The following is a 17,434-nucleotide window of genomic DNA, read 5'->3' on the forward strand; positions in this document are numbered from 1 at the left end:
AATCTGCCGTATCCTGACGACCGATACGGCTTCTCACGATGGAATGCGGTGGAAAGTGTTCTCATGTCTTCCGTCTCAAAACGCGTTTTCGACGTCAGGATGATGTTGTATGTATGAAGCCTGGCCTCAGTGGCCAAGTTCGTTGGAATAGACGGTCTTGGCGTTCACCCCCTCGATACGGCCAATTTTTCCCGCAAGACTGTTGATGATGTCCTCTGGGGCGTCGATGGCGACGGTGATGATGTTGATCCCTTTTTCGCGGTACGGAAGCCCCAGGCGTCCGATGATGTAGGCCCGGTACTCATGGAGCAGTGCGTTGATGCGATCGGCGCAATCATTGGTTTTCGCGATGATGGCGATCAAGGCGACTCTGGTATCCATCTCGGTTCCTCCTTGTACATACCGTTCCATTATAAAGGTCCCTTGGGAAAAAGCAATCCTGAAATCGGTATGGCGAAGGAAATCATGCATGGGAAGCAATGTTCCGGACGGAGAAGACCAGATGTGGCATGGAGACGCCCCGGTAGAACTTGATGAAACGTCTTCGTACCAGCATTCCGTTGCGGATGGCGACATTCATCGACGGCAGGTTTGTGTCGCGGATGAGGGAGCACACCTCATTTGCCTGCAGCGTGCCAAACGCGTACCGTTTGCAAGCGGCGGCCGCTTCAATGGCGTATCCTTGGTGCCAGAACAAGCGGTTGAACAGGTACCCGATCTCAAGGACCCGGTCGGTGTCCGTCTCCTGCCAACTCAGGCCGCACTGGCCGATCATTTTGCCGCTTTCCTTCTGAACGACCGCCCACAGGCCAAATCCGTCACGGTGGTAGCGGTCCTGCTGTCTCTTCATCCAGCCCCGTGTCTCCTCATCACTCATCGGTCCCTCGTAGGCGTACATCGTCAGCGGGTCCTGGATGATCGCACAGAGAGCCGGGAGATCGGTTTCCGTCATTTCCCTGAGAATGAGCCGTTCCGTTTGCAGTTCCCACATCCTGTTCTCCTTGCAAACCATGCTCTTCGAATCAGGAAATCAATGCAAGACGGGGATGGCGTGGGATGGGTGGTGGAAAGAGAAAAACCAAACAAAAGAAGAGATGTTGCGATTTGTTGCATAGGGAAAGGGATTCGTCCTCCTTGCCATCAAATCTTCTGTTTCTGTCTGTACATCCTGTTGCAACACGGCAACAATTTGTTACTTTTATCAAAAATTGTTGCATTTCTCTCGTTTTCCAACTGACATTTCTTGCGCACCAGGATGTACTTACGCTATCATTTCCAATCAAACACGCTGGGAGGCGAAGAGTTATGAAGAGACTTGTATCACTTTGCTTGGTCATCCTTGTGCTCGTGTCCTTTGTTCCTCTGTTTGCGGGTGGCGCAACAGAACAGGCGAGCGCGAAAGTCGTCAAAATTGGTATTTTTGAACCGTCCACGGGCGATTCCGCATCCGGTGGCAAGAAAGAAATGCTTGGCATGCAGTACGCCAACAAAGAGACTCCGACGGTAGATGTGGCGGGGACCACCTATCAGGTTCAGCTGGTGGCTGCGGACAATGGATCCTCGACGGACAAGGCTCCTTCCGCCGCTTCTCAGCTGGTCAGTGAAGGCGTTGCCGTTGTGCTCGGTTCCTATGGTTCCGGCGTTTCCATCGCGGGAGGTCCGGTATTTGATGATGCGGGTCTGGCCGCCATCGGTGTCACCTGCACCAACCCGAACGTCACGGCGGGAAACGACTACTACTTCCGCATTTGTTTCCTTGATCCGTTCCAGGGCACCGTCCTGGCGCACTTCGCCATTGACAAGTTCAACGCGAAGACCGTGTACTGCCTTGGTGAGGCGGGAAACGAATACGACCAGGGGTTGATCGCCTTCTTCAAGCAGGCGTTCGAGGCTGCCGGTGGAAAAGTCATCACCGACTCGTTCCCGACCAACAACTCCGATTTCACCTCCTATCTGAATAAAGCGAAGAATGAAGGCGCTGATGTAATCTTCACGCCGGTTTCCATCGCCTATTCCACCCAGATCCTCCGCCAGGCGGCGTCTCTGGGCATCACCGCTCCGTTCCTCGGTTCCGACACGCTGGACGACAACATGGTCCTCAACGCCACGTCCGGCACGAACATCAAGCTGTACGTCTCCACCTTCTACCAGGAAGGCGGCAACGAGAAGTTTGACGCGGGCATCAAGAAGTACATCAATTCCGATTCCGCTGCCTTGACCGCCAACGGTGGCAACGACATCATCGCCGCCGTGACCGCCATGGGTTACGATGCCTACTATGTGGCCCTCGAGGCCATCAAGAAGGCTGGTTCCGTGGATCCGGCTGCCATCAAGAAAGCCATTTGGGGCGTCACGTATGAAGGCGTATCCGGAAAGATCGCGTTCGACCAGGTCAACGGCGACGCCATCCGGAACACGGCGTACATCAAGCGTTCCAACAACAATGGCGCATGGGAATTCGAGACGATGCAGACCATCTAGGTTTCTCTGTTGGAGTAACGGACTCCTGACGGAAGTCTGTCAGGAGTCCCTCTGTGTTTCTGGGAGAAACGAATACGCTTCGATTGAGGGAAGCGTATTCATTTGTAACGGAAAACCATCTGTCGGGGGGAATGCATGGATTTTTTCATTTCCATTCTGATTTCAGGTGTGGCGGTAGGAGGGCAGTACGCTCTGATCGCCATAGGGTATACGATGGTATACGGGATTCTGAGGTTGATCAACTTCGCCCATGGGGACGTTTTCATGGCCGCGGGGTTGATGGGCATCTACTTTTCCGCTTCCTTGCCGCTGTATCTCGCGTTGCCTTTGGTGGTCATCCTGACCATCGTCCTTGGCTTCGTCATCGAGCGGGTCGCCTATGAGCCGCTTCTCTCATCCCCCCGTATGTCGGTGATGATCTCCGCCATCGGTGTCAGTTACCTGATCCAGAACACGGCGACGTACCTGACCGGTGGGCAGCCGATGTCCTATCCGTCACTTCCTGTGCTCTCCAGCACGGTGACCATCGCCGGAACGCCGACCAAGTGGGTGGTGATCCTCACCCCGTTTTTGGTACTGGCGCTGGTCTTCGCGCTGACGCTGTTGATCAACCGGACCAAGGTCGGCATGGCGATGCGCGCCGTGGCGAAGGACTTCGAAACCAGCCAATTGATGGGCATCAAGATCAATTCGATCATCTCCCTGACCTTTGTGATCGGCTCGGCGCTTGCCGCCGTCGGTTCCATCCTGTACTTCACCAACTATCCGGCCATCGTCCCCACCTCCGGCGCCATGCCGGGGCTGAAGGCGTTCGTCGCCGCGGTGTTTGGGGGGATCGGCAGCATTCCCGGAGCGGTCATCGGGTCGTTCATCATCGGAATCTGCGAGAACCTGATCAAGAGCACCCACTTCACCATCTTCTCTGATGCGTTCACCTTCGCCCTGTTGATCGTCATTCTGGTGTTCAAACCCACCGGGCTGTTTGGTGAGAAAGCGACGGAAAAGGTATGAGGAGCACACCCATGGAACCTACCACAAACCATTCCCACAAATCGTTGAAGTATTTTCTGATCTGCCTGCTGTTCCTCGGGTTTCTGGTTCTTATCGAGAACCTGCAGAATTTCATTCCGCGCAGTTCCATCCCCAAGGTGCTGCTTCCCACCAGTCAGTTGTTCACCGTATTGAAAAAAGGTGCCGTGTATTCGTTGCTGGCCGTCAGCCTGAATCTTCTCAACGGCTTTACCGGATTGTTCAGTCTGGGGCAGGCGGGATTCATGCTCCTTGGCGCCTATACCTATGCGATCTTCACCGTACCCGCGGCGAAGAAAGACGCGGTGTACTACCTGTTCGGAGGTTCGGCGATCAAATTCTCGTTCCAGGACCTGTTTGGAATGATCTTCGGTACCACCGGAGCGGGGGGTGTGGTCAGTTTGATCCTCGGCGTCCTTTTGGCGTTGATCCTGGCCGGATTCGTCGCGGCCTTCTTCGCCTGGTTGATCGGCGCGGTAGTGCTCCGGTTCACCAGTGATTATCTGGCCATCGCCACGCTGGGGTTCGCCGAGATCATCCGCGCCATCTTCCAGTGGCAGACGCTGGGGCCGGTAACCAACGGCGCCAACATGATCAAGAGTTTCCCGACGTTCTCCAGCTTCAACATCACCAATGCCAGTGGGAAGGTGATCCTCCGGCTGTCCACGGTGATCCCGTTCATCGTCTCGATCGCCTGCATCGTGTTCATCGTTCTGTTGATCAACTCTTCCTATGGACGGGCGTTCAAGGCGATCCGGGAAGATGAGATCGCCGCCGAGGCGATGGGCATCAACCTGGCCAAGCACAAGCGTCTTTCCTTCTGCATCTCCTCGTTCTTCGCCGGTGTCGGTGGCGCGTTGTTCGCCATGTACGCGGCAAACGCCCAGGCGAAGGTGTTCACTTCCACGATGACTTACGAGATCCTGTTGATCGTGGTGATCGGCGGTATCGGTTCCGTCTCCGGTTCGGTGCTCGCCACGTTCCTGTATGTGGCGTCTTCCGAATGGTGGCTGCGGTTCCTGGACGAGAAGGTGACGTTCGCCACAGCAGCGTCCACCGGACGGATTTCGTTCATCATCGGGTTCGCTTTGGTGGTGGTCGCCGGAGCGTGGCTGTTGGTCCGCAGGGAAAACCGGAAGCCGGAGACCAAGCTGTACAAGAAAGCGTTGCTGTTGTTGGTGGCCCTCCTTTTGATCGGATGGATTTCGATCTTCACCGCGTCCGGACAGACTACGTTGCCACTGCTGCGAAACGGCTTCCGTATGGTGGTGTTCTCCGTCGTCATCATGATCGTCGTGCTGTTCTTCCGCAACGGCATGTTCGGGGACAAGGAGCTTCCCGCGATGATCGCGCAGTTGAAAAAGAAGCGGATCGCCAAAACGCATGAGGAGTCCGAAGCATGAGCGACAACGTACTTCAATTGGATCATATCACCATGCAGTTCGGAGGTGTGGTCGCCGTCAATGACCTGAACCTGGAGGTGAACCAGGGGGAGATCGTCGCCTTGATCGGCCCCAACGGGGCTGGCAAGACCACGGCGTTCAACTGTATCACCGGAGTGTATGAGCCGACCAACGGCAGGGTGGTGTTCATGGGAGAGCCCATCGTGGAGAACCATCCGCAGGGGAAGATGAAGAAGCTGTACGCCGGTGACGACAAGACGGAGTTCGCCAACGTCATCAGCCCGACGCCGGACAGGATCACCCAGAAGGGGATCGCCCGGACGTTCCAGAACATCCGGCTGTTCAGCGCCCTGTCCGTCTTCGACAACGTGTTGATCGCCAAGCATATGCGCGCCAAGCAGAATTTCCTCTCGGCGACGCTTCGCCTGAATCGTGCGGAAGAGGCGAGGATGCGCTCCGAGACTAAAACGCTCCTGGAGCAGCAGGGACTGTACCAGCTGAAGGATGAGGTGGCCGGATCCCTGCCGTATGGCATCCAGCGGCGTCTTGAGATCGCCCGGGCGTTGGCCACCGAGCCGAAGTTGCTGCTCCTTGACGAGCCGGCGGCGGGGATGAACCCCCAGGAGACCAACGAACTGGCCCAGTTCGTCAAGCAGATCCGGGACGAGTACCATCTGGCGATCTTCATGATCGAGCATCACATGGACATCGTCATGCAGATTTCCGACCGCATCTACGTGCTGGACTTCGGAAAACTCATCGCGACAGGAACCCCTGAGGAAGTGTCAAGCAACCAGCGGGTGATCGATGCATATCTGGGAGTGAGCGACAATGCTGAGGATTGATGATCTCTGTGTCAGTTATGGTGGCATCGAAGCGGTCAAGGGGATTTCCTTTCAGGTGGAGGAAGGACAGATCGTCACGTTGATCGGCGCCAACGGCGCCGGCAAGTCCACCACGCTCCGGGCAATCTCCGGCTTGGTGAACATCAAGAGCGGTCGGATCCACTTCCAGGCGGAAGACGTGACGGGACTGCATCCCTACAAGATCGTCTCCAAGGGCATCACGATGGTTCCTGAGGGCCGGAGGGTGTTTCCCGACCTTACCGTACTGGAAAACCTGAAGGTTGGCGCTTATCTCCGCAGCGATGACCTGCAGGATGACATCAACTGGGTGTACAGCCTTTTCCCCCGTCTGAAGGAACGTTCCTGGCAGGCGGCCGGTACGCTCTCCGGAGGCGAGCAGCAGATGCTTGCCGTAGGCCGTGCCCTGATGTCCCGTCCCAAGTTGATCATGATGGACGAGCCGTCCCTGGGCCTCGCCCCGTTGGTCGTCAAGGAGATCTTCGACATCATCAAGGAGATCAACAAGCTGGGAGTGACGGTTCTTCTGATCGAGCAGAACGCCAACATGGCCCTGAGAATCGCCGATGTCGGCTACGTGATGGAGACGGGGCGCATCACCCTCAGTGGTCCCGGAAAGGAACTGTTGAAGAACGAGGCGATCAAGAAAGCGTATCTGGGAAAGTGATCATACCTGTCCATACGATGCAGGGGCTGTTGGGAACGTTCGGGGAACGGATTTCTTGACAGCTCTTTTCTTTTTGGCCTGCTGTCACGGGATACCTCGTGAGCAACTTTGGAAATGTCTTCTTGCTGGATGCCTGGATCCTGTTTGTCCATTGCCGTGAGGTTGGTTTGCGGGATCCGCATTTCGATTGATGTTTCTTGTTTCCTGCTTCTTCCTGATGGTCTCTTTACCAAATAAGCGGAAAAACATACCAGATAGGTGTTTTCCGAATGGCTTCGTTTGTAGGGGGACTATACTCATCACGGTAACTCGTTCGTACCCATTCCCCCTCCGTATTCAGAGCTTTTTCTTTCCCAAAGGAGCCTTTGATGAAACGTGTATTGCTTCTCTTGATCCTCATGATGTCCATGGGGTTGGGCGTGCTGTGGGCGGCGTCCTCTGTGGCATGGATCTGGCGCCCAAGTGAGGACGGAGTTCAGTTTTTCCGGTATCAAGTGGATGGCGAAGATGACAACAAGTGGACGGTGGTCAGCTCAACCGTCCGAACGTACGTATTTCCCAATCCGAAAGAAGGTGCAAACCACAAGCTGTATGTACAACAATCATACGATGGAAAAGCCTGGGGACCATCGGGAATCGCGTCCCAGATAGAAGGGACGGGTGGAAAAGCCATGGTTCCCGCTTCATCAATCCAATGGGGCGCCCGTTTGACAACCGGTGCTCTCTTCACCGTCCGTGAGCAGGAAGGCGACACGTTTGGAGCGTATGGGAAGATCGTCCCCGAGGCAACGCTGGGCATTGATGTTAAGAATCTGTTGATGATCACGCCCCGCATCGATTTCGGCCTGGTCGCCCATGTGGCGTATCAGATGTATCTCTTTGACAGCGAAGGGTATGACGGGACGTTCAACATCCTCGGTTTTGGAGTGTTGCCCCGGGTACGGATGGATTGGGGGAAAGCGTCTCTCTACGTGTTGGGCGGAATCGAGACGACGGCGATGCGGGAACACGCACAAAATATCATGGTGTACCGCGGTTTTGATGTCCCGTTTACCGGAGTGGTGTGGATTGCCGGTGTGGGTGGAACGTTTTTGATTGGGGATCATGTCGATCTTGGCCTTGAAGCGTTGTGGCAGCACCAAAGTACGGGATACAGGGATTCGGTGGGAGTGCGGTTGCTCTGTGAAACCCGCATTGAAGGCACAAGATGAAAGAATGGCTGAAACGAAGCGTTATTCTGGTTCTCATTGTTGCTTGCGCAGCCTTTGTGATGAGTTGCATGGAAGGGATCGAATTCCCATTGAGCGGCATCTCGGTAACGACACAGCCGACCAAGACAGCCTACGCGCAAGGCGAGACATTGTCCTTGGAAGGCCTTGTCGTCACTGCGTCCTATGCAAACGGGCGCTCTGAAGCCATCTCCTGGGGAGACGAAGGTCTATCATCGAGCATTGCCCATGGCTCGACATTGAACACCCAGGGCACGACCAGCACGACCCTTTCCTACGGTGGGAAGACTACCACGCAGAGCGTTACCGTGGGTGCTGCTGTTGTATCATCCATAGCTGTCACGACGCCGCCGACCAAGACGACCTACGCCCAAGGGGAGTCCTTGGATCTGAGCGGGCTGGTGATTACGGCCACGTATACGGATAACTCAACATCGAATGTGAACTGGGGAGCTGTAGATCTGACATCAAGTACTGCACAAGGCTCGGTGTTGAGCAATCAGGGAACAACAAATATTACCCTGACTTACGGAGGTAAGACCTCCACGCAAGACGTTACCGTGGGTGCGCCAATAGTCTCCTTAATCTCAGTGACAACTCCTCCCTCCAAGACATCCTACGCCAAGGGCGAGACCCTGGATCTGAGCGGACTGGTGATTACGGCCACGAATACGGATAACTCGACTTCAAACGTGAACTGGGGTGATTCCGGTTTGACATCGAGTACTGCCCAAGGTTCAACACTGGACACCCAGGGATTGACGAGTATTACCCTGACTTATGGCGGGAAGACCACCACGCAAGACGTTGCCGTGGGTGCCGCCGCTGTATCATCCATTGCTGTCACGACGCAACCGACCAAGACGACGTACACACAGGGAGAAACGCTCAACCTGACCGGATTGATGATTACGGCCACGTATACGGATAACTCGACATCGAATGTGAACTGGGGAGATTCCGGTCTGACGGCGAGCCCTGGGAGTGGGTCGACATTGTCTCCGTATGGTACGCAGAGCGTGACCCTTTCCTTTGGAGGAAAGGACGTTTCCTTCAACATCACTGTCCAGCCTGCCGTCTCAAGCATTGTTGTGACGACACAGCCGACCAAGACGGCATACTTGGCCAGGGAGTCCCTTGATCTTACTGGTTTGGAACTACAGGCTACCTATACGGATAGTTCGACATCGATTGTGAACTGGGATGATTCCGGCCTGATGGCTACTCCTGCTGTATTGACAACCGGAGGCACTACGACGGTGACGGTGTCCTATGGAGGGCAGAATACCACCGTTTCTGTCACCGTACAAGCTGGAACGGAGGCGTATCCGTATATCGCTACGACTGCCGCCCAGTTGGAGCGGATCGCAAACCACATCACGAACAATTACACCTATACGGGGACCCTCCAAATGGATGCCATTATCGAGGTGGGGGCGAATATCGATTTGGACGGTTTGGCGGAGACGGGGACAAACTGGATTCCCGTAGGAAACTCCGGAAATCCCTTTACCGGACAGTTTGACGGGAGGGAACATACGATCTCCAACATGGAAATATCCGTCACCCAAAATGGCGCTGGGTTGTTTGGCTATGTATCGAACGCCACCATCAAGAATGTCCTTTTGTCCGATGTCAATGTGACGGGTCCCTTTTATGTTGGTGGTCTGGTGGGGTATGCAGATGGCTCGACGGGAGGAGCCGCTACCATCGAGCTCTGTATGGTGACGGGAACGATATCGGCAAGCGGGTATTATGTGGGAGGCCTTGTCGGATATGCAAAGAATTATCATATCGCATCATCTGCTTCTGCGGGGAACGTGTCTTCAAGTTCCACAACTTATTCGAAAGCTGGTGGGCTGGTGGGTGAGAGTGAATCCAGCACCATCCAGGCTTGTTTTGCGACAGGGAATGTGACGGGAGCAAGTTATAATATCGGAGGCTTGGTGGGGACGGCCAGTGGATCAACGCAGATCACATCCTGCTACGCGACCGGCGATGTCACAGGAACCGGGAGTTATTATATCAATTTTGGTGGGTTGGTAGGGGACGCAAGTGGATCGACCGTCATTGATTCCTGTTACGCGACAGGAAATGTCAGCGGGCAAAACAATGTCAGTGGTATGTTGGGAAAAGTGACCGGTGGCGAAGTCACGGTCAAGAACTCATTCGCCGCAATGGGAACGCTCTCTTCGGGTGGAAGTGGAAATATAAATCGAATTTTTGCGCAGCTGCAGGGGTATACGACGCCCCTCTCCATCACTCTTACCAATAATTACGCCAATTCGGCAATGACGGTAGGGGGATCGCCCCGGAGTTCTTCTGATGCTTCCAGTAAAGATGGCGCCGACAAGACGCTGGCGGAACTCAAATCTGTAAGTTTCTTCACGACAGCCGCCAATTGGACGGGGAGCGCCACATGGAACCTTACCGGAACCTCTCAGGTATGGGGGCTCTCTGAAGGTGGTTTCCCGTATCTGCGTTGGGCAGGCCAATGATCATCAGGGGGACTCTGGTGGGATGGATAGGTGCTTTGTACCTTTCCTGTCCATCCCATGCCATTCCGTTTCTTTGTTCTTTCTCTCCATGACCGAGCCATTGACAAAAAAGGGACTGATTGGTATGTTTAACTAAGTTAAATATAGAGAATGGGAGCCGTATGCCTTCAACGAACGACACCACAGCGGAACGCAAACTCCTTGATGCGGCCAAGCAGATCGTCTTGGAGGAGGGGTATGAAGCCGTCACCGTACGGAAGGTGGCGGAGCGGGCAGGGTATACCTTTCCGTTGTTGTACCACTACTACCGCGATCTTGATGATCTTCTGTGGGCGCTTCGGCTGGATATGATCGACGACATGGTTGCCCGATTGGCTGGCGGGAGGAAAGAGAACCGACCGTCCATGGATGGACTGCAGAAAGCGTTTCTTGATTACATGGAATATTTCTTCCAGTTTCCCAACGTGTATCGTTTCTTCTATTTCCATGATTTCCGTCGCCCTGAGGATGAAACGGGATACCAGGCCATGGAACAGAGGTTGCTGGCGCTCCGTTCGGGATATCTGGAGATGCTGGAAAAAAAGTATCCGGGGCAGGAGGAGCTCATGGTGCGGTCCATCATCTATGCCATCCATGGGATGCTTACGCTTGCCCTTTCCGCCAATGGGAACTTCAACCAACAGGCGGCGGTCAAGGAACTTTCCGGATTGATGGCATTTTTCTTTGAAGGGAACACAGAACCGTAGTCCGTTGGACAACGCAATCTTTTGGTAAAAGGATGTCTTTCATGCAACACCCCATTTCGTCTTCCGTCAAACGGGAATCCCCGTTATTCCTCACCCATACCGCCATGGTGGCTGCCGTCATCATGCTGGCTTTGATCCCCGTCCAGATCGCCGTCTTCACGGCGTTCCCGCCGCCGGATTCGGCGGAAGGATTTCTCACGCTGTTCCAGGACAATTGGCTTCTGGGCTTCCTCAGCATGGATTTCCTGTATCTCATCAACACGGTGATCCTTGTGATCCTGTACCTGTCCCTCTCCTTCCGGCTTGTTTCGGAAGCGCCCCAGAAAAGTGCTCTGGCGTTCGTCATCGGGCTGGTCGGGATCGCCTGTTATTTTCCTTCCAATCCCGTTTTCGAAATGTTTGCGTTGAGCAAGGAATTTGCGTTGGCGCAGCCATCAGAACGCCCCCAATTGCTGGTGGTTGGAAACGCGTTGATGGCGGGATACACCGGTACGGCGTTCATCGTCTATTACATCCTCAACGGCATTTCCCTGGTGCTGTATGCCTGGGCCATGCTGGAAAGCACCGTTTTTACGAAAACCATCGGTGTCTATGGCCTGGTCTCCGGAATCCTGATGCTGGTTCCTTCGACCTTTGGCATGGTCGGTATGGTCTTTTCCCTTCTTTCGTTGATCCCCTGGGTGGTGTTTTTGGTGTTGTTGGTCAAGGAGTACAGTAAGATACCTCCGTTGTCGTGAACGGGCTTTCTCTCTATTGGCAACTTTGGACGGTTTCTATCCCTCACTTTTGCTTGATTTCATTCCTGGATTTGGCGGATTCGTGGTGGAAATGGAAACGTGAAGCGGTCCGCATCACATGTCGTGCAGGACGGTTGGTTTCGCCTGCAATCAGTCCATGCCCTCATTCCCCAACAACCATGAGATGAGATTGAGCGCTTTGGTCCCTTCCTCCTCTTGATGTTCCATGGGCGATGAACGTGAAGGGTACTGCCCTGCAAAGGTGGTGGTTCTGGCATCCCCTGCTTGGATATGGTAGGATGTGTGTGGTTGCAACACGCAAACCATACGGGAATTTGAGAATGAAACGAATCGTATTTGCCGTACTTGGATGCATAACCTTCGCGTTTCGGTTCCATCGGTATGTTCGTGCCGGTGCTGCCCACCACGCCGTTCTACATCGCAACCGCCTTCTTCTGGCTGAACAGTTCGGAGAAGCTGCACCAGTACTTGATGCATAATCGGTTTTACCGGAAATTCATCCAGGAGATGATCGTGGAGAAGAAGATGTCGGCACGCAACCAGATCAAGGTGCTGTGCGGGGTGTTCATTCTCCTGTCCATTCCATTCATCCTGATCGACAATCTTCCCGTGCGGATCACGTTGGTCGCCGTATTCCTTGGCCATTTGATTCTTCTTCCCCGGTATTTCAGAAAGAAGGGGAACGAGGGGAGTGGTGAAGAAAGAGACGACGAGCCTGCGTGAGCACGTCATGGCGGACAAGACATGATGATCGTCCTCCTCCGTCCATCAGGGAAATGGTGTACACTGTGCATCATCATGCTGAATACCCCGACGTTGACATCAGATCGTTTGATCATCCGGAAATTCACCGAGGATGACAGGGAGCCTTTCCTGGACATCTTCGGGGACAGGGACGTGAACACCCATCTTCCCTGGTTCCCCTTGCAGTCGTTGGAAGACGCCGCCACGTTCTATCAAAACCGCTATGAAAGGGTATACCTGCAGCCACGGGGATATGCGTACGCCATCTGTTTGAAGAAGGACGACATCCCCATCGGGTATGTGAATGTCACGATGGATGACAGCCATGATTTGGGATACGGGTTGAAGAAGGTGTACTGGGGGCAAGGGATTGTGTCCGAGGCTTGCAGGATGGTCGTTAACCAGGTGAAACGTGACGGCTTGCCGTATGTTACCGCCACCCGTGACGTCCACAATCCTCGCGGCGCCGCGGTGATGAAGAAGATCGGCATGCGGTACCAATACTCCTACGTGGAGCATTGGCAGCCGAAAGGCATATGGGTTGTCTTCCGGATGTATCAGCTGCATTTCGATGGGCATGATGAGAGCGTGTACACGGCGTACTGGGATGCACATCCCATCCATTTCGTGGAAGCAGGCATCTGAATTCCATAGAGCAGATGAAAAGGTATCCGGGATTCCTGTCTTGATTTGGTTCAAGGATTTAGGAATCCTCTCCACGGGACGTCACCGAGGGCGGGCCTGTGGTTCGTTCTTTCGGGAAATACGATTTTTCATTTAAAATCCGAATCTGCACCGAGGTGATAAACGTCATCTGATAGATTGATTGAAAACGACCATTGGCAGCTGATATACTTTGCTACGTACGAAGGAATGATTTGTTACGAGATGTGGTAGTCCAAGAACAAGTCATTCCCGAGTACCATTGGACTACCACCCATGAAAAGAGACATCAAGACCAAGTCAAGAAGAAGGACTCCCTGGACAGAGGACAAGAATCCGACACCTCTCCAATCTTTCATAGACCGCTGTACGGAGAGGGATTACGCGCACAGGCACCCGACTTTTGAGGAGATGGACGAATCCGAGTTCATCAATTCGTACGAGCTGAAGACCTGCAGGATGTGCGGGTCCGACAAGATCGTCAAAGACGGGAAATCGAGCGGCGGTATCGCCAGGTTCAAATGCAACGCATGCGGGAGACGCTTCACCGCCATCACGAACACCATATTCGACAGCCACAAGATACCGATTTCCGAATGGATCGGGTTCCTGCTGGACATATTCGGGTACGGCAGTTTCGGCCTAACTTCAAAGGTCAACAGGAATTCCAACAATACGACGATGTATTGGATGGACAAGACATTCCTGTTGCTTGAGGGGATCCAGGACGAGGTTGTCCTCAAGGACCGCATATGGATTGACGAGACGTTCTGCAAGGTCAGGTCAGACGATATCGAGCACCATGATGACGGCACAGAGTATAGGGGGCTTTCCAGGAACCAGCTTTGCATAGGCGTCGCCCGTGACAGCCACGGACAGTCGATGTTTGTCTTCGAGGGGACAGGCAAGACGTCAGGAAAGAAAACCCTGGACGCCTTTTCAAGTCATATCGCCCCAGGTTCCACATTGGTGCACGACAAGGAAAAGTCCCACCGGAAACTGGTGGAGAAACTGAATTTGAAGAGTGAGGTATATGACTCGAGGGAAATCAAGAAGCTGCCTGACGACGACAATCCACTTGACCCGATAAACGACCTTTGCAGGCTTCTCCAACTGTTCCTGCGCGCGCATTCCGGTTTCATGAGGTTTGAACTGCAGGGCTATCTCAATATGTTCTCGGTGATCATGAACAAGCCGGAAAACAAATACGAAAAGGTTGAAAAGTTGCTGTCCAGAGCAATGGACTTCCCTGTTTTGCTCCGTTATCGGAGATAAACTGCATTCCAAGCCTCCAAATGCACTTCTCCATCACCTCGGTGCAGATTCGGATTTATTACATTTCAATTTACAACTTTCCCAATCGGTTAGACTATACAGCAACCTAGAATTTGTTGTTTCTTGTCCCCTTAACCAGGCTTTCCAATAGTCATGCATGTCAGGGGCCCACTCATCGCTACATTTTCCTCATCATGCCAGAGAAATCACCATGGATTTCCTGGATTTCGGTGCATTCCAGCCCGTCCTTCTCTTGTGAATATAGTCTAATAATCGTATAATTAGGACTATACACAGGAGGGCAGCATGCCGATTCCAAAAGAGGTCCTTGCCGTCGACCGGCCGAAGAATTCCATCGTCATCGCATACGGGAAGAACCGCGACCGGTATGCCGTCAGGGCAAGGGTCGGATGCAGGAGCGACGGGCAGAGGAGGCTCCCGGTCAACGGGCCCACCATCGGACACATCGTCGACCTCAGGTACGTCCCCCTGGAGGAGGATGCATGCCCTCCCGTCTCGGAATCGGCGGTGGACCTCAAGGATTGGGCCAACGTCATGCTTGCGCAGAAGCTCTTCGGCTCCATGGTCGACGAGCTTCGCGAGGTCTACAGCAGCGACGACGCACTCAAGATCTGGTGCATCGCCACTCTCAGGGTCTGCTTCAGTGGGATAAAGGACTGCGAGCTGAAGGATGCCTACGAGGAGAGCTTCCTGTCCGAGCTGTATCCCGGTGTCGCCCTCTCGAGGAACACGGTATCGGCGTTCCTCAACGACCTGGGCCGGACCTGTTCCAAGATCACGCTGTTCATGCGCGGCAGGACCGCCCGTGTGGGGTTGGACCACCACCTGCTGATCGACGGGACGCTGAAATCGGACGAGTCGAGGGTCAACTCGCTCTCGGACTTCTCCAGGAAGGCCCGGACGAAGGGCACGAGGGACATCTCGGTGCTGTACGCCTTCGACCTCGAGGCCGAAGAGCCGGTATGCTCCAAATGCTTCCCCGGCAACATGCTCGACGTCACCGCCTACAGCGAATTCATCTGTGAACACCATATAACGAAAGGGATCGTGGTCGCCGACAAGGGATTCCCCCAGTCGGCCGCGAAGAAGCACTTCCAGGAGAATCCCGACCTCCACTACCTCAATCCGCTGAAGAGGGACTCCAGGATAGCCTCGGATCTGCACATGCTTGAGTTCACCGCCCTCTTGGGCGGGTACGAGGGGATAACCTACAGGAAGGAGAAGGCCGCCGACGGCAGGTTCCTCTATTCGTTCCGCGATGCATACAGGGCTGCAAAGGAAGAATCCGACTGGCTCAAGAGGAGCAGGAAGAAGAACGACTACAGCCTTGCCGACCTGCAGAAGGCAAGATCGGTGTTCGGCACCGTGGTCCTGGAATGCGACCTGGACACCGACGCACAGGCCATCTACAAGGCCTACTCCAAGCGGTGGGAGATCGAGCTGGTCATGCGCTTCTACAAGTCCGCCCTCGAATTCGACGAGACGCGCGTGCACGACGACTACAGCGTGATCGGAAGCGAGTTCTGCGACTTCCTCTCCTCGGTGCTCACCTTCCGGATGATCCGTGCATTCGACGAGGCAAAGCTGCTTGAACAGATGCCTTACAAGAAAGTGATGAAAATATTGGCAAGGGCGAAAATGTTCAACGACCCGGGCTGTGGATGGCGTCTGATCAGGATCAACCCCTCATACGAGGAGATTCTCAAACGGCTGGACATCCATCCCACACAGAAGCTGCAACCCAAGAAGAAGCGGGGCAGACCTGCCAAAATCAAGCACGTATAGTCTCACTCATTGGGAAAGTTGTATTCAATTTACGTCAGATAATGTGATCAATACAAACAGCAGCCTCACTGTTAATTTCAAAGAACTATGCAATAGTATTGGAGATTCCGTAAGTCAGACTTCAACAGATACGGAATATACGATTACGCTTTCTTCTCCATCTGACGGATCAGGTACTTATCATTTTGTAAAAACCTCCTCTTCCACCCTTAATTATTCTATCTCAACGTCGGGCATCACAGTCGGCCCTGTGGAGCTTTACAAACAGTAACATACTTCATTCTGCCGTCCTGTAATATGAGTAGTCATTGGAATTTTCTCAGAAGAAAGGAAGGACTGTATGGTTGAGAAACGTGTCGGGCTGAAGGAAACAGGCGGAATATGGTACCGGATGGCAAACGGCAGGAAAGTGAAGGGTTCCCCCTAGTCCGGTTCCCTGGTCGCCCCCCTTCTATGACAACATCATGAAAGGCAATGTGTTCTCCAAGAAATTCGGCTCCTCCTATGAAAAACATGCCGCTATCCTGGGGGAAGAGTTGTCCGGCATACATGGGATGAAGGTTCTCGACATCGCGTCCGGTACCGGGATGGTGATTGACTGTCTGGCCGCCGACAATGAGATAACCTGCACGGACATCAGCCCGCATCTCCTCCAGGTGGCCCGCAGGAGGTTCGCCAGGCGGAAGCTCCTGAACTATGAACTGATTGTCGCCGATGCAAAAAACCTGCCGTTTGGGGACAACCAGTTTGATGTGGTTACCTGCATCCTTGCCTTCAATTTCTTTGGCGACCCCGGCAAGGTGGTTGCCGAGATACGGAGGAACCTCAAACCCACGGGGGAGTTCGTCTGTGTGGTTCCAGAGTCCAGCCGGTTGAAGGAAGGGAGCCGCATCACCGGGACATTGTTCATGGAAGAAGAATTGAGAAGCCTTTTCACCAACGCGGGAATGACGTTTTCCCCTTTGCCTGAAGAAAACGGGTCGCTTCTCTACTTCACTTCACGGAAAATCTGACCCCCTGTTTTGGCCTGTAACGGTTAACTACCTTCTTGGTTTAGTTGGCTATTCGCTTTTTCTTATATTTTGTCTTTAAAACAGGGTAGGCAAGCTTCTCAGCCCTTGTTATTGCATCGTTGATTGCCTTCGTAATTTTGTTGTCGGCCTCATCTTGCCCAAAGAAAAGGAGTTCTTTTTCTGTCAATTCCTTTCGTTCTTCCTCATCCAATTGCCCGCGGGGATTCTTTTGTTTGTCTAGTATGTACTTGATTGAGAA

17 protein-coding genes are annotated in these 17,434 nt (G+C 53.7%); 14 read left to right on the plus strand and 3 right to left on the minus strand.

Going from position 1 to position 17,434, the window contains the following annotated elements:
* Positions 1-126: 126 nt before the first annotated feature.
* On the minus strand, positions 127-381 hold the full coding sequence (locus LKE28_06535) for an iron-only hydrogenase system regulator (protein ID MCH3907894.1): 255 nt from the start codon (positions 379-381) through the stop codon (positions 127-129).
* Positions 382-463: 82 nt separating this feature from the next.
* Positions 464-991, minus strand: a complete 528-nt coding sequence (locus LKE28_06540; GenBank protein ID MCH3907895.1) for a GNAT family N-acetyltransferase — start codon at positions 989-991, stop codon at positions 464-466.
* Positions 992-1,464: 473 nt separating this feature from the next.
* Between LKE28_06540 and LKE28_06545 the strand changes: the two genes are divergently transcribed.
* The 14 genes from LKE28_06545 to LKE28_06610 all read left to right on the plus strand — a co-directional run bounded on the left by LKE28_06545 (position 1,465) and on the right by LKE28_06610 (position 17,175).
* A complete protein-coding gene (locus LKE28_06545; protein ID MCH3907896.1) occupies positions 1,465-2,481 on the plus strand; it encodes an ABC transporter substrate-binding protein in 1,017 nt (338 codons plus the stop codon).
* Between the two features lie 135 nt (positions 2,482-2,616).
* Positions 2,617-3,492 carry a branched-chain amino acid ABC transporter permease gene (locus tag LKE28_06550; protein MCH3907897.1) on the plus strand — a complete coding sequence of 292 codons (876 nt, stop codon included), beginning with the start codon at positions 2,617-2,619 and terminating at the stop codon, positions 3,490-3,492.
* A gap of 11 nt (positions 3,493-3,503) precedes the next feature.
* Positions 3,504-4,913, plus strand: coding sequence for a branched-chain amino acid ABC transporter permease (locus LKE28_06555; GenBank protein MCH3907898.1), 1,410 nt, complete (start codon positions 3,504-3,506; stop codon positions 4,911-4,913).
* A complete protein-coding gene (locus LKE28_06560; GenBank protein MCH3907899.1) occupies positions 4,910-5,758 on the plus strand; it encodes an ABC transporter ATP-binding protein in 849 nt (282 codons plus the stop codon). The genes LKE28_06555 and LKE28_06560 overlap by 4 nt, the downstream gene beginning before the upstream one ends.
* A complete protein-coding gene (locus tag LKE28_06565) occupies positions 5,745-6,443 on the plus strand; it encodes an ABC transporter ATP-binding protein (protein MCH3907900.1) in 699 nt (232 codons plus the stop codon). Before LKE28_06560 ends, LKE28_06565 begins: the two co-directional genes overlap by 14 nt.
* 368 nt (positions 6,444-6,811) lie before the next feature.
* A complete protein-coding gene (locus tag LKE28_06570; GenBank protein MCH3907901.1) occupies positions 6,812-7,654 on the plus strand; it encodes a hypothetical protein in 843 nt (280 codons plus the stop codon).
* Entirely contained in the window at positions 7,651-10,170 is a 2,520-nt protein-coding gene (locus tag LKE28_06575) for a bacterial Ig-like domain-containing protein (GenBank protein ID MCH3907902.1), read from the plus strand. The genes LKE28_06570 and LKE28_06575 overlap by 4 nt, the downstream gene beginning before the upstream one ends.
* A 161-nt stretch (positions 10,171-10,331) precedes the next feature.
* Positions 10,332-10,916 (plus strand): TetR/AcrR family transcriptional regulator, encoded by a 585-nt coding sequence (locus LKE28_06580; GenBank protein MCH3907903.1) that lies wholly within the window; start codon positions 10,332-10,334, stop codon positions 10,914-10,916.
* 41 nt (positions 10,917-10,957) lie between these two features.
* Positions 10,958-11,653 (plus strand): DUF4386 domain-containing protein, encoded by a 696-nt coding sequence (locus LKE28_06585; GenBank protein MCH3907904.1) that lies wholly within the window; start codon positions 10,958-10,960, stop codon positions 11,651-11,653.
* Between the two features lie 402 nt (positions 11,654-12,055).
* Positions 12,056-12,397: a YbaN family protein gene (locus tag LKE28_06590; GenBank protein ID MCH3907905.1), complete on the plus strand. Its 342-nt coding sequence runs from the start codon at positions 12,056-12,058 to the stop codon at positions 12,395-12,397.
* Between the two features lie 75 nt (positions 12,398-12,472).
* Positions 12,473-13,063: a GNAT family N-acetyltransferase gene (locus LKE28_06595; protein MCH3907906.1), complete on the plus strand. Its 591-nt coding sequence runs from the start codon at positions 12,473-12,475 to the stop codon at positions 13,061-13,063.
* Positions 13,064-13,357: 294 nt separating this feature from the next.
* The gene (locus LKE28_06600; GenBank protein ID MCH3907907.1) at positions 13,358-14,356 is read left to right on the plus strand and encodes a hypothetical protein; all 999 of its coding nucleotides are present in this window, start codon (positions 13,358-13,360) and stop codon (positions 14,354-14,356) included.
* 306 nt (positions 14,357-14,662) lie between these two features.
* The gene (locus LKE28_06605; protein ID MCH3907908.1) at positions 14,663-16,162 is read left to right on the plus strand and encodes a transposase; all 1,500 of its coding nucleotides are present in this window, start codon (positions 14,663-14,665) and stop codon (positions 16,160-16,162) included.
* Positions 16,163-16,626: 464 nt separating this feature from the next.
* A complete protein-coding gene (locus tag LKE28_06610; GenBank protein ID MCH3907909.1) occupies positions 16,627-17,175 on the plus strand; it encodes a class I SAM-dependent methyltransferase in 549 nt (182 codons plus the stop codon).
* A 40-nt stretch (positions 17,176-17,215) separates the two neighbouring features.
* Here the strand turns inward: LKE28_06610 and LKE28_06615 are convergent.
* Positions 17,216-17,434, minus strand: a 219-nt coding sequence (locus LKE28_06615; protein ID MCH3907910.1) for a hypothetical protein, incomplete at its 5' end; no start/stop codon positions are given.

The sequence above is a fragment of the Sphaerochaeta sp. genome (genome assembly GCA_022482495.1).
Classification (GTDB): Bacteria; Spirochaetota; Spirochaetia; order Sphaerochaetales; family Sphaerochaetaceae; genus RUG023.

Bases quoted from the DNA above. Each gene is read 5' to 3' on its own strand.
- LKE28_06540 (MCH3907895.1), bottom strand. From the start codon at position 991: ATGTGGGAACTGCAAACGGAACGGCTCATTCTCAGGGAAATGACGGAA.
- LKE28_06590 (MCH3907905.1), top strand. From the start codon at position 12,056: ATGTTCGTGCCGGTGCTGCCCACCACGCCGTTCTACATCGCAACCGCC.
- LKE28_06610 (MCH3907909.1), top strand. From the start codon at position 16,627: ATGAAAGGCAATGTGTTCTCCAAGAAATTCGGCTCCTCCTATGAAAAA.
- LKE28_06575 (MCH3907902.1), top strand. From the start codon at position 7,651: ATGAAAGAATGGCTGAAACGAAGCGTTATTCTGGTTCTCATTGTTGCT.
- LKE28_06545 (MCH3907896.1), top strand. From the start codon at position 1,465: ATGCTTGGCATGCAGTACGCCAACAAAGAGACTCCGACGGTAGATGTG.
- LKE28_06550 (MCH3907897.1), top strand. From the start codon at position 2,617: ATGGATTTTTTCATTTCCATTCTGATTTCAGGTGTGGCGGTAGGAGGG.
- LKE28_06595 (MCH3907906.1), top strand. From the start codon at position 12,473: ATGCTGAATACCCCGACGTTGACATCAGATCGTTTGATCATCCGGAAA.
- LKE28_06605 (MCH3907908.1), top strand. From the start codon at position 14,663: ATGCCGATTCCAAAAGAGGTCCTTGCCGTCGACCGGCCGAAGAATTCC.
- LKE28_06580 (MCH3907903.1), top strand. From the start codon at position 10,332: ATGCCTTCAACGAACGACACCACAGCGGAACGCAAACTCCTTGATGCG.
- LKE28_06585 (MCH3907904.1), top strand. From the start codon at position 10,958: ATGCAACACCCCATTTCGTCTTCCGTCAAACGGGAATCCCCGTTATTC.
- LKE28_06560 (MCH3907899.1), top strand. From the start codon at position 4,910: ATGAGCGACAACGTACTTCAATTGGATCATATCACCATGCAGTTCGGA.
- LKE28_06600 (MCH3907907.1), top strand. From the start codon at position 13,358: ATGAAAAGAGACATCAAGACCAAGTCAAGAAGAAGGACTCCCTGGACA.
- LKE28_06570 (MCH3907901.1), top strand. From the start codon at position 6,812: ATGAAACGTGTATTGCTTCTCTTGATCCTCATGATGTCCATGGGGTTG.
- LKE28_06535 (MCH3907894.1), bottom strand. From the start codon at position 381: ATGGATACCAGAGTCGCCTTGATCGCCATCATCGCGAAAACCAATGAT.
- LKE28_06555 (MCH3907898.1), top strand. From the start codon at position 3,504: ATGGAACCTACCACAAACCATTCCCACAAATCGTTGAAGTATTTTCTG.
- LKE28_06565 (MCH3907900.1), top strand. From the start codon at position 5,745: ATGCTGAGGATTGATGATCTCTGTGTCAGTTATGGTGGCATCGAAGCG.